We start from the raw sequence: 11,546 nt of genomic DNA, 5'->3' as shown, positions 1-11,546 counted from the left end.
CCGGTCCCGATGCCGGCGCTCACCGTACCCAAGATCACTGACGGTCCGCGTCCCCCTTTCGCCCGGCGGCTTGACCCTCGACCCGGTCGAACCGGCACGGTCGGCGGCATGACCTCCTCCGCTCTGGGCCGGGACTTCCGGCTGCTCTGGTCCGCCGTCGTCGCGTCCCGCTTCGGGGACACGCTGCGGACGCCGGCGCTGGCGCTGCTGGCGGCGACGCTGACCCGTGACCCCCGGGTGATCGCCGGGGTCACCGTTGTCGCGCAGGTGCCGCCGCTGCTCTTCGGCCTGCTCGGCGGCGTGTACGCGGACCGCTGGGACCGCCGTCGGACGATGGCCCGCATCGACGGGCTACGCGCCGCGGTGGTGGCGGCGCTGGCCGTGGCGGTGGCCGTCGACCAGGCCGGCATCGCGCTGCTGCTGGTGGCGGCATTCCTCCTCGCCACGCTGGGCACCCTCTTCGACTCCGCCTCGTTCGCGCTGCTCCCGGCGCTGGTGCCGGCGGCCGCGCTGCCCCGGGCGAACGGCCGCCTCCAGGCGGGTTCGGCGGTGGCGGGCGGTTTCCTCGGCGCTCCCGCAGCCGGCATCCTGTTCGCCACCGCCCCGGCTCTGCCGTTCGCCCTCGACGCCGTCACCTTCGCGGTGGCGGCTCTGCTCGTACTGGCCCTCACCCCGCCGGCCGCCGTCCACAAAGCGCCGGCCACCGTGCCCGCATCGGTGTGGGGCGACATCGTGGAGGGAGTTCGCTGGCTGCGCGCGCACCGGACCATGTGGCGGGTCACGCTGCTCGCCGCAGCGAGCAACCTGGCGATCTCCGGAATCATGGCGGTGCTGGTGCTGTACGCGCTGGACGTGCTGCGGGTGCCGCAGGCCGGTTACGGGCTGTTCGCCGCGGTGGTGATCGTCGGCGGGGTCGCCGGGGCGCTCGGAGCGGGCCGGCTCGCTGCCCGGCTCGGCACGGTGCCCGCGCTGGGCGCGGTTCTCGCCGCGCAGACCGTGGCGCTGACCGGGTTCGCGCTGGCTCGACACCCGGTGCCGGGCGGGATCGCCCTGGCCGTCTTCGCCGCCGGGACCGTGGTGTGGAACAGCCTGTGGGCGTCGTACGGTCAGCGGCAGGTGCCGGCGGGGCTGCTCGGCCGGGTCGGCGCGGCCCAACGGATGGTCGGTCTGCTCGCCGCCCCGGTCGGCGCGGCGCTCGCCGGGCTGGTCGCCGCCACCTACGGGACGGTGCCGGTGATGGGCGCCGCGGCCGGCGTGTTCACCCTGATCACTATCGTCGCGTGGTGGACGCTACCGCGTCGCAAGGCCCTCGCCTCGCCCTCGGATGCAGACGGCATCCACTGTGGAGTAATTGCCCCCAACTTGAATGAGGCTACTCAGCTACGCCGTAGGTAGGGCGAATCTGCCCGGATGGAATTCCGGCACCGGCTCGCCAAGCGGGTGCCCGAGTCCCAGGACCACGGTTCATCCACAGGTGGAGGAACATTGCTCCGAAGGAAAATCACGGCCGTGACGGTCGCCGGCCTCGCCGTCCTGCTGGGCGTCCAGACCGGTGCGACGGCTGCTCCGGCACCGGGCAGCTCGGGCGCTGGCGACCTCTACTACCCGGACTACGGCAACGGTGGCTACGACGTCGAGCACTACGACATCGGCCTGCGCTACTACCCCGACTCCGACCGACTGACCGGCACCACCACGATTCTGGCGACCGCCACGCAGGACCTGTCCACGCTGAACCTCGACTTCGTGCTGAGCACCCGATCGGTACGGGTGAACAACCGACCGGCCACGTACGCGCGCCAGGGCGACCACGAGTTGGTCATCACACCCGAGCGCACCGTCGCCAAAGGAACCCAGCTGACGATCGTCGTGAACTACGACGATGTGCCATCCTCGGTCGTCGCTTCCGGCACCACCGCGTGGAAGCGCACGCCGGACGGCGCGGTCGCCACCGGCGAGCCGAAGTCTGCCTGGTGGTGGTACCCGAGCAACGACCACCCCACCGACAAGGCCAGCTTCGACGTGTCCGTCCTCATGCCGGACGGCCTGGAAGCGATCTCCAACGGCTCGCCTACCCGGTGGGCGCAGCCGGAGTTCAGCGGATGGAGCCGCTGGTCGTGGCGGCAGGAAAAGCCGCAGGCGACCTACCTCGCCTTCCTGGCGTTGGGCGACTACGACACCTACCGGGACACGTCGGCCGACGGCAGCACGATCGTCACCGCGTACAGCCGGCTTCTGGATCCCGCGACCGCCCAGGCCGCGCGGGCCAGCGTGGAGCGCACCGACGAGATCCTCGAATGGGAAGCCGGGATGTTCGGGCCGTACCCGTTCACCTCTCGGGGCGGTGTCGTCGTCAACCTCGCGAGTGGCGGCCTGGAGAACCAGACCCGGCCGGTGTACGGAACGAGTTCGTTCAGCCGTGGGTCGCGAACCTCTCTCGTCGCTCATGAGCTGTCCCACCAGTGGTTCGGTGACTCGGTGTCGGTCGGGCAGTGGAAGGACATCTGGCTCAACGAAGGCTTCGCGTACTACACCGGTTGGATGTGGTCCGAGGAGCAGGGCCTGGGAACGGCCGCCGAGATCGCCGACTACGTCTATGCGTCCTACCCGGCCGACGACCCGTTCTGGCAGGCACTTCCGGGCGATCCCGGCGCGGGCGAGCTGTTCCACGACACCGTTTACGAACGTGGCGCTCTCACCCTGCACCGCCTGCGCGAGCTGGTCGGCGATGACAACTTCTTCGCCATTCTCCGGGCCTGGACCGCGGAGCACCGCTACGGCAACGCCGTCACCGCCGACTTCGTCGCACTGGCCGAGCGGATCTCCGGCAGGGAGCTGGAAAGCTTCTTCCAGACCTGGCTCTACACGCCGAGCCGCCCGGACCTCGGCACCTCGGTGACGAAGGCAGCTCCGGCCCAGCCGAAGTCCTGGCCGGAGCTCGTCGCGGTGCAGAAGACGGCCCACCAACCCGTCGCCTGACAGAACCACCACCACGAAGGCCGGCCGCAGACGTGCCGGCTCCGGGCATCTGGTCCGCCCGGAGCCGGCAGGAGAATCGCTATTCGGACCGTGCCGCGACCCAACCTTTTCCGCCTCCCCGTGCGTCTGTCGGGTGACGCGCACCGCGGGCGGCCGGAAGGGGTGCGGATGGGATCGACGGCGGACGACGGCCGCGACGGCTACCTCGCTTTCGTGGAGAGCAACCAGCACCGGCTCCTGCGCGCGGCGTTCCTGATCTGCGGCAATCGGCACCAGGCCGAGGACCTTCTCCAGGACGCCCTGCTGAAGCTGGCGCTGCGCTGGGCTTCGGTCCGTGACGGCGATCCCGCCGCGTACGTGCGGGCCATCCTCTACCGGGACGCGGTGTCCTGGTGGCGGCGTCGCCGCCGGGAGTGGCTCAGCGCCGCGCCGCCCGAGCGGGCCGCGCCGGACCGGGACGGCGCGCTGCGGCTGACCCTGCACGACGCGCTGGGGACGCTGCCGCCGCGGCAACGGGCCGTGCTGGTGCTGCGGTACTACGAGGACCTCACCGAGGTCGCCACGGCCGAGGCGCTCGGGGTGACCGTGGGCACCGTGAAGAGCCAGTGCCACCTGGCGCTGCGTCGCCTCCGGGAGGTGGCTCCCGAACTCACCGGCGAAGACCGACCGGGTCGGGGCGCCAACGGTGTGGAGGTGAACCAGTGAACGAGCGGGATCTGCGCGACCTGTTCACCGTCACCGTGCAGGACGTGCTGCCCAGCGCACCGGCGACGGCCGGCTGGGATCGGGCGCGGCGTACCCGGCGTACCCGACGGGTCGTCGGCGCGGTCGTCGTGGCCGTGGCGTTGGCCGGCGGTGCGGCGTTCGCCCTACGACCGTCCCCCGATCCACGCCTGACCCATCCGGTGGCGCCCACCGTCGTGCCCACCCACGCGACTTCCGTGCAGCGCCCGCCCGCCGAGCTGACGTTCCCACCCGACCCGCTGAGCCGGATCAGCGGCCCGCCGACCGTGGCGCTGTCCGCACGACCGGTCCAGCGGGCGTTGGCGCTGTTCCAGCCGCTGAACGAGGAGGGTCAACCGGACGGTCCGATCCGAATCCTCGGCGACGACGGCGTGGTCCGCAGTCTCGACGTGGTGACGCCGGCACCCACCTGGGATGAGAGCGGCAACGAGGCGACAGCGGTCAAGCCGGGAGTCCTGTCGCCGGACGGCCGGTGGGCGGCGTTCGCGCAGACCAACGAGCTGATCATGGTCGACCTCAGCACGGCGGGCGTACGTCGCGTCCCGCTCGACGGTCACCTGGAGCTGGTGGTGTGGGCGCACGACCGGGTGCTGGTCGGCGGCGACAACCGGGCGTACGTGGTGGAACGGGATACCGAGGCGGCCAGCACCACCGACGTGTCGGCCTGGAATCTGGTCACACCCGATCCGGAGGCCGGTCGTGGGGCGGCTCTGCTCGAGATGGTCGGCGAGCGCGGTGGCCTGAAGCTGCAGAGCCGGACCGGCTTCGACGGCCCGGTCCGCTCCGAACAGCGGATCACCGGGGACGCGCTGCCCCTGCCGTTCCAGGTGAACGAGTTCTACGGCCGAGGTTGGCTGCACGGGAGCCGGTTGGCCAGCGCCGGATGGATCGTCAACGACCAGATCAGCGGCGCGGAGGGGGTGGCCGTGCTGGACCCGCGCACCGGCGCGGTGACCCACCTGCTCGATCTCGGGCGCGACCGCGCCAAGGGCTGCTGTCCGGTGCTGGGCTGGGACAACAAGGGCGCGGTGCTGCTCCGCCTGGAACCGGCCGCCCTGGCCCGTTGGGACCCGGAGACCGGCGCGATCACCGGAATCATCGCCGACCTGCGCGGCGTACTGGCGCTGGCCGGCTGAGGGGCGACGTACTGGCGCTGGCCGGCTGAGACTCGTCGAGTGCTCAGCCGGCCGGGCGCGCCCCCTCAGGCGGCGATACCGCCGGGCTGGTCGCCCTTGACCACAGGTGCCCGGACCAGGTTGCCCCACTCCGTCCACGAGCCGTCGTAGTTGCGCACCTGCGGGTAGCCCAGCAGGTGCCGCAGCACGAACCAGGTGTGGCTGGACCGCTCACCGATCCGGCAGTACGCGATCACGTCGTCGTCCGGGCTGAGCCCGAGCTGGTCGGCGTAGATCGCCTTCAGCTCGTCGGCGGACTTGAACGTCCCGTCCTCGTTCGCGGCGGACTTCCACGGCTTGCTGACCGCGCCCGGGATGTGCCCGCCGCGCAGCGCGCCCTCCTGCGGGTAGTCCGGCATGTGCAGCATCTCGCCCGTGTACTCGCCCGGGGACCGCACGTCGACCAGCGGCCGGCCCACGGCGATGTGCGCCATCACCTGCTCGCGGAACGCCCGCAGCGGCGCGTCGTCCCGCAGCGGCACCGGGTAGTCCGCGCGTGGTCGGGCGGGCTTGTCGCGGGTCAGCTCGCGCCCCTCGGCGATCCACTTCTGCCGGCCGCCGTCGAGCAGCCGCACGTCGGCGTGGCCGAAGAGCGAGAAGACCCAGAGGGCGTACGCGGCCCACCAGTTGAAGTTGTCGCCGTAGAAGACCACCGTGTCGCCCCGGCCGATGCCCTTCGCGGCGCACGTCTCGGCGAAGGCCGTCGCGTCGAGGTAGTCGCGGGTCACCTGGTCGTTCAGGTCGAGGTGCCAGTCGACCTTGACGGCGCCGGGGATGTGACCGGATTCGTAGAGCAGGACGTCCTCGTCGGACTCGACCACGACGAGGCCCTCGTCGCCCAGGTGCTCGGCCAACCAGTCGGTGGTGACCAGCCGCTGCGGGTCGGCGTACGCCTGGAGGCGGGGATCAGGATCGTTCGGCACAGACATGAACCCCAAGGTACGCCGCGGCACCGCCGGACGGCCCGCCATCGGGGATCGGGGGGTCACGGATGTGGCGCGGAACGCTGCCGGCCCGTCACCCGGGGACGGATGACGGGCCGGCAGACGTCGGTCTAGCTGCTTGCGGGCCCCTCGGCCACCGTGAAGTACCAGGTGGCCGGGTCCGACTCGGTGCCGTCCGCTCTGATGCCGACGACCTCGAGCATCGAGAAGCCGGCCTCCGCCGGCGTCCAGGTCACCGACGCGCTTCCATCGGCGTCAGCCTGCACCGTGCGGGGCTCCTCGTTGAAGAACGAGTAGCGGTAGCTGACAATGCCGGGTACGACCGGCGTGAAGGTGAACACGCCGGGCACACCCGGCCCACCGCCTTCGCCCCACTCCTCGTAGACGGTCGCGGAGATCCTCGGCGCGGTGCCGGTGGCGAAGAAGCTGTAGTTGGTGACCGGCGACTCGTTACCGACGGCGTCCACGCCCCACACATCGAGGGAGTTCGGGCCTCTACGGGGGGTGAGGGTCACCGTGGCCGAACCCCCGGGGTGGTTGGCGGTCACCACGCCTGAAGCACCACTGTTGAGCTGGTAGCGGAACCCGACGACGTCCGCCGCGCCTGCGGCGTCGAAGGTGAATTCGCCTGGCAGCGCCGGCGGCTGCGGCCCGCCGACCGGGAAGTCGCTGGAGGCGACCGTCGGAGCCGTGGCCGGGCCCTCGTGGTCGGTACGGAAATAGCAGACCGGACTCCAGTCACTGCTGGCCCGGTCGTCCGCCGCCTGCACCTGCCAGGCGTAGACCCGGTCGTGCTCGAGCGGGGTGTCGTGAGCCCAGAACCGGCCCAGCGCCCGCTGACCGTCGCGGACGTAGTCGGCCCGTACGATCCGGGCCTCCGGCTCGTCGACCGGCCAGAGTGCGAACGTCGCGGTGAGCTGGTCTGTCCCACCGGTGACGTTGAGATCCTTGTCGTGCACGACAGCCGAAAGAATCAGGTCGCGCCGTGGTACGACCTGGTACGGCTCGGCGACGGTGCAACTCGTGCCACTCAGTGTCTGCAGATCGGTCGGCACCCCGGGCGGGAAGTTGTGGTCGATGGAGAGACCGACCTGGCTGGCGTACTTCCGGGCCAGCGTCGGGTCCTTCTCGACCGCCGCCGGGAGCCGGAGCGAAAGGGTCAGCGTGCTCTTGCCCTCGGCAAGCGCCTGGCGAAGACCTTCCGTCGCGTCGAAAGCGACGTAGGACCACGGGCAGCCCAGCTCGGCAGGCAACGTGGTGGTGTCGATCCGCGCGAGGTCGACCGGTGGCTTCGTCCAACTGGACTGGGCGGTGTACGGCGCGGTGCGCCACAACTCCACCTCAGGACGCTTGGTGCAGTCGCCCGCTCTGGTCTCCTTGGCGTCGAACGTGGCGAGTTGGATGTCCGCACCCCGATAGCGGGTGATGTCGAAGGTGAAGTATGCCCGCGAGGTGTGCGCACGTCCCTTCTTGTCGACCCAGGTGCCGATCGGCACGTCGCCTGCCTGATCGATGTTGATCGTCTTCGGCTGCGCGGAGTCCGTCCAGGCCCAGGAGTTGTTCTTCTCGTAGCGCACGCCGTAGGCGGCAGCCGGCGTGGCGGTCGAGACGACGACCATTCCGACGGCGGCCAGTGTGGACAGTGCGGCGGCGAGCATGGGTCGCCTGGTTGATCTGGACGACGTCCTGACAGGCATGAGGGTCATCCCTCATCCACCCTTCCCCGATGGTCCCCATGCGTGATTGATGGGGGTAGCGGATCGTATCCAGTCGGAGCGCTGTCGGGTGACCCACCAGAGGGCCGGGGGTGGATGGCAGTCGGCCCGATCCGGTGAGGGACGCGCTCAGGCGCGCCGGTGCACGATCCTGCCGGCGACCACTGTCGCGAGGCAGGTGCCGTCGGCGTCGTGCACCGACAGGTCCGCCCGCCCACCGGTAACCAAGGACGGCGTCACGGGTCCCGCCAGCACCAACAGGTCACTCCGGTCGACGGTGGCCCGCAGCGCCGGGTCGGCCAGATGTTCGGCGAGCACCGCAGTGACCCCGCGTCGCAGCAGCGCGTGCACCCGCTCACGCGGGGTGGGCGCCGCCGGCAGCGGGCCGTCGTGCAGCAGGCCGGGCCCGAGCGTGCCGGGCCAACGACGCACCCGCACCTCCGGATGGGCCTCGGTCAGCTCCGCGAGCGGACCGACCGCCTCGACACGGTCGCCGTCGACCAGCACGGCGTGGTCCGGAACCAGCTCGCCGTCCTGTTCGCGCCGCAGCAGTGGCGCGGTGTGCAGCGTGCGCACGTTTCAGTTGACGATCGGCCCGAGCAGCGGACGCTTCGCGGTCACCGTGTCACCGGACGATCGGCCGGTGAGCCGCCGCTTGATCCACGGAGCCAGGTACTGCCCGGCCCAGCGCAGGTCGGCCGCGCGGGCGGCGAGCCACGGGGACGGCGCCGGGTGCGGCGGGACCATCAGCCACTCCTCGTCGCAGCCCACGCCGAGCGCGTTCAGCACCTGCGCGGCGACCCGCCGGTGCCCGGCCGGGGAGAGGTGCAGCCGGTCGGTGCTCCACAGCATCGGGTGGAGGAACGTGTCGTCGGCGTACAGGTCGACCAGGATCGCGCCGTGCCGCGCGGCGGTCTCCCCGACCGCGTGGTTGAGCAGTTCCACCCGGGGCGCGACGAGACGCTGACCGGGCAGCCGCGCCATCACGTCCGCGAATCGGAAGAGCAGCACGTCCGCGCCACCCGAACGGAGCTGCCGGACGACATCGTCGAAGCGGGAGACCAGCGCCTGCGGGTCGAAGCTCCGACGAAGGACGTCGTTACCGCCAGCCGCGAAGCTGATCAGGTCCGGCTTCATCGCCACCGCAGAGGGCACCTGCTCGGCGACCACGCTGGGGAAGAGCCGGCCCCGGATGGCCAGGTTCGCGTACCGGAAGTCGGGGCCCGCCTCGACGGCGAGTCGGATCGCCACCAGGTCCGCCCAACCTCGTAAGGTGCCATCCGGGTACGCATCGTCCATACCCTCGGTGAAGCTGTCCCCGACCGCGACAAAACTGCGCCAGCGCACCCGCGCCCCCTCACGCCACCGTTGCCTGCGGCGACCAGTCTTTCACCGGAGGCGCATCGGTCGGTGCCCCGACCGGCCGACGTGGCGGACGTCATGCGCGCGCCTTGATCGACGACCTTGATCGACGACCTTGATCGACACGAGTTCGCCGATGTCGCGGTATCCCACTCCCGGGACACCCCAACTTCGGCGAACTCGTGTCGATCACCTGCAACGTCGCCGCCACACCGGCAATCGGACGACCGACCAGCCCGCACGGACCAGTCGCGAATCCGGCTGATGGCGGAGTGCCGTGGTTCGCCACCAGGCCCCACAATGGAGAGCCGGTCACCGGGTCGTGCAGCGGGGAGGGCCTAGTTGAGTCAGGCAAGCGAGCCGAGTCCCGCCGGGCCGGCCCCGGAATTGGGCGCACCGTCACGCGCCGCACGGAGCCGTCAGATCCGGCTCGTGGGGCTCGTCGTCGCACTTGCCGTCCTGGCGGCGGCACTGGTCCCGATCATCCTCGCCGCGGGCCCGCCGACACGGGACGCGTTGCTGGAGGACGCCGGTCTCAAGGGCAAGCAGCAGCTCGTCATCGGTGTGAAGGACGACCAGCCGGGCATCTCGCAGCGCCTTCCGAACAACGTCTGGAAGGGCTTCGACGTCGACATCGCGTACATGATCGCGAGCTATCTCGGGTTCGACCACTCCCAGGTGCGTTTCGTGCCGATCGAGAGCGAGGACCGGGCCCGTCGACAGGCCCAGGACAACGACGGGTTCGTCATCGTCGACCTGGTCATCGCCTCGTACAGCATCAACGACAAGCGCCGGGAGGAGGGCGCTGTCTTCTCGGCCGCGTACCTGCACACCGAGCAGTCGGTGCTGACGTTGAAGGACTTCAAGGGGCAGGTGAGCAGCCTGGAGGATCTGCGGGGACTGACGGTCTGCTCGTTGACCACCTCGACGTCCATCCAGCGCCTAGCCGAGGCCGGGGCCACGCCGGTCGGCCGGAACAGGATCAGCGAGTGCGTCCAGGAGCTGTACGACGGCAAGGTGCAGGCCGTCACCACCGACGCGGCGATCCTCGCCGGGTTCGTCACCGGTGATCAGCCGGGCGCCGACGGTCAACACTTCCCGGTGTTCCTCAAGAACGTCAAACCGTTGCAGCACTGGGACATCGGCTCGTCTCCGCAGGAGCGGTGGGGTGTCAACACCGGCCCCAACCAGGCGCTGCTCGACCTGGTCGACCTCGCGCTCTACGAGTCGGCCAAGGACGAGGAGAACTCGGCCTGGGAGAACGCGTTCAACGCCAACCTCCGTTGGCAGCAGGGCTACAACCTCCCGCAGCCGGTCGCGGAGCAGCAGCAGCCCGAGCCGAGAAAGGTAGAGGTGCGACAGTGGCCGTGGGAGAGGATCGCGCTACCACCGCCGGCGCACCCCGGATCGTCACCGGTGCGTTCGGGGCCGTTCGCCCGCGGCGGATGGCGGGGGCGCGGCAGGCGCAACAGTGGCTGCTGACCCTCCTACCCGCCTTCCCCGTCCTCCTGCTGGTGCTGCGGCTGTGGCAGCTCAGCCGGCAGGACATGTCCACGATGCTGCTGCTCGTCCAGTACGTCAGCCCGCTCGGCCTGCTCAGTGCCCTGTTGATCGCACTGGTGTGGGCGTTCCCCGTCGTCGTGCTCACCTTCGGCGTCCTCGGTCGGCTGCTCCGGCTCAGCGCTCCTGATTGCTTCGACCCGGAACGCTCACTGCTGGCCTCCGGGACGGCGCGTACCCCCGGGTGGGTGATCAGCGCGGCGGTCGCGCTGGGGGCGCTCACCTGGCAGCTCCGCTTCCTGCCGTCGCTGCTGATGCTCGGCCTCTGGCTGCTGGCGCTGCGCACCCGCTACCTGCACCCGGATCAGCCAACCCGCATCCTGCTGGTCAGCGTGGCCCTGCCGCTGGCGGCGGCGGTCCTGGCGTACAGCGTGCTCGGACCCGCGATCTGGACGGCGTACCGGGAGGGTGAGCTGGCCACCGCAGCGCTGCTGGCGGTGCCGCCCGCCGCCACCCTGCTGCTCACCGGCCCGATCCCCGGGTGGATCGCGCCAGCGTTGACCCACGGCCTGGCGTTCACGGTCGCCGCGGTCCTTCCGGTGGTGATGGGCGCGGTCTTCCTCCGGGTGCCCCTGCTACCCCTCGCCGCCGTCGAGGTGGTCCCGAAGGAATCGGCCCCGGCGGCCCCGGAAGTCCCGGCGTCGACAGCCCCGGGCGGCTCGGCCTCACGACCATTGAAAAGCACGACCTCAGCGGACCCGGGCGCCCCCGGGAACGGCGGCACGGCAACCCCGGACGGCCCCCCGTCCGCCGCCGACGGCCGGCAGGTGGTGCTCGGCGCGCTCATCACGGTCACCGACACGTCGACGATCGTGCTGGACCGGACCGCCACCGTGCGGTTCCTGCCCAACGACTGGGTCGAGTCGCAGGTCCTCTGCCCGCAGGCGGCGGCGGTGCCGTACAGCCTCGTGTCGGTGGGCGGTTGGCTGGTGGAGGAGACCGCGCTGGACTGGATGATGCCCCGCCGGCCGGTGGCCGACCCGGACGTCCGCTGCGAGGGCCGCCTCCCCGGCACCCCGTGACACCCGCCCGAATTGGATCGCCACAACCCGGATCGCGGTCCTAGG

10 protein-coding genes are annotated in these 11,546 nt (G+C 71.0%); 6 read left to right on the top strand and 4 right to left on the bottom strand.

Going from position 1 to position 11,546, the window contains the following annotated elements; all coding sequences use genetic code 11:
- Positions 1–108 precede the first annotated feature (108 nt).
- From ACGFH9_RS03130 to ACGFH9_RS03115, 4 genes are all read left to right on the top strand, one after another.
- Positions 109–1,395 carry an MFS transporter gene (locus ACGFH9_RS03130; protein WP_393214491.1) on the top strand — a complete coding sequence of 429 codons (1,287 nt, stop codon included), beginning with the start codon at positions 109–111 and terminating at the stop codon, positions 1,393–1,395.
- Positions 1,396–1,509: 114 nt separating this feature from the next.
- Positions 1,510–2,979, top strand: coding sequence for a M1 family metallopeptidase (locus ACGFH9_RS03125; RefSeq protein ID WP_393214488.1), 1,470 nt, complete (start codon positions 1,510–1,512; stop codon positions 2,977–2,979).
- Between the two features lie 168 nt (positions 2,980–3,147).
- Positions 3,148–3,684 carry a SigE family RNA polymerase sigma factor gene (locus ACGFH9_RS03120; RefSeq protein WP_393214485.1) on the top strand — a complete coding sequence of 179 codons (537 nt, stop codon included), beginning with the start codon at positions 3,148–3,150 and terminating at the stop codon, positions 3,682–3,684.
- The gene (locus ACGFH9_RS03115; RefSeq protein ID WP_393214482.1) at positions 3,681–4,859 is read left to right on the top strand and encodes a hypothetical protein; all 1,179 of its coding nucleotides are present in this window, start codon (positions 3,681–3,683) and stop codon (positions 4,857–4,859) included. The genes ACGFH9_RS03120 and ACGFH9_RS03115 overlap by 4 nt, the downstream gene beginning before the upstream one ends.
- A gap of 65 nt (positions 4,860–4,924) precedes the next feature.
- Here ACGFH9_RS03115 and ACGFH9_RS03110 read toward each other — a convergent pair whose 3' ends face one another.
- The 4 genes from ACGFH9_RS03110 to ACGFH9_RS03095 form a co-directional block, all read right to left on the bottom strand.
- A complete protein-coding gene (locus tag ACGFH9_RS03110) occupies positions 4,925–5,827 on the bottom strand; it encodes a sulfurtransferase (RefSeq protein WP_393214479.1) in 903 nt (300 codons plus the stop codon).
- 125 nt (positions 5,828–5,952) lie between these two features.
- Positions 5,953–7,500: a hypothetical protein gene (locus tag ACGFH9_RS03105; RefSeq protein ID WP_393214476.1), complete on the bottom strand. Its 1,548-nt coding sequence runs from the start codon at positions 7,498–7,500 to the stop codon at positions 5,953–5,955.
- Positions 7,501–7,686: 186 nt separating this feature from the next.
- Positions 7,687–8,133, bottom strand: a complete 447-nt coding sequence (locus ACGFH9_RS03100) for a hypothetical protein (RefSeq protein WP_393214473.1) — start codon at positions 8,131–8,133, stop codon at positions 7,687–7,689.
- Positions 8,134–8,136: 3 nt separating this feature from the next.
- Positions 8,137–8,904: an SGNH/GDSL hydrolase family protein gene (locus tag ACGFH9_RS03095; protein WP_393214470.1), complete on the bottom strand. Its 768-nt coding sequence runs from the start codon at positions 8,902–8,904 to the stop codon at positions 8,137–8,139.
- A 447-nt stretch (positions 8,905–9,351) separates the two neighbouring features.
- On the opposite strand from ACGFH9_RS03095, the gene ACGFH9_RS03090 reads away from it, so the two are divergent.
- On the top strand, positions 9,352–10,401 hold the full coding sequence (locus ACGFH9_RS03090) for a transporter substrate-binding domain-containing protein (RefSeq protein ID WP_393214467.1): 1,050 nt from the start codon (positions 9,352–9,354) through the stop codon (positions 10,399–10,401).
- A complete protein-coding gene (locus ACGFH9_RS03085; protein ID WP_393214464.1) occupies positions 10,365–11,501 on the top strand; it encodes a hypothetical protein in 1,137 nt (378 codons plus the stop codon). Before ACGFH9_RS03090 ends, ACGFH9_RS03085 begins: the two co-directional genes overlap by 37 nt.
- The last annotated feature ends 45 nt before the right edge of the window (positions 11,502–11,546 follow it).

Origin of the sequence: Micromonospora sp. NPDC049102 (assembly GCF_043197485.1) — a bacterium.
In the GTDB taxonomy this organism is placed as follows: Bacteria; Actinomycetota; Actinomycetes; order Mycobacteriales; family Micromonosporaceae; genus Micromonospora.
The sequence above is the reverse complement of the archived record's forward strand: the minus strand, read 5'-3'. Positions and strand labels throughout refer to the sequence as shown.